The sequence below is a fragment of the Streptococcus sp. CCH5-D3 genome (assembly GCF_001556435.1).
GTDB lineage: Bacteria > Bacillota > Bacilli > Lactobacillales > Streptococcaceae > Streptococcus.
This window is the reverse complement of the sequence record NZ_LSIW01000112.1, coordinates 1-327: the sequence shown is the minus strand read 5'-3', so window position 1 is coordinate 327 and position 327 is coordinate 1. Positions and strand designations below refer to the sequence as shown.

The following is a 327-nucleotide window of genomic DNA, read 5'->3' as shown; positions in this document are numbered from 1 at the left end:
CTGGTACCAATTCGTAAACTTTACCATCAGTTGTTGTGATAGTCTTAGGACGATTATCTACTACTGTATCGTAGTCTTTATCGACTGGTTGATCTTTTTCATCAACAACTGAAGTCTTGATTGTGTTACCTTCAGTATCTTTATAGTGAACGTAAACGTCACCCTTCACTTCTTTGTAGACGTAAGTGATGATTGAACGTGGTTTATCAACTTTACCTTTAATTGGGTCAGATGATTCAAGGTGTCCATCGCCATCAACTTTACCTACTGGGTAGTCACCTTTCGGTACGATCTTGTATGTCTTACCGTCTGGAGTCTTGATTGTCT

General features: G+C 39.1%; 1 pseudogene. It reads right to left on the bottom strand.

Annotated features, from left to right (window positions below):
- Nucleotides 1–327, bottom strand: a pseudogene (locus AX662_RS10770) (muramidase); the annotation flags it as partial.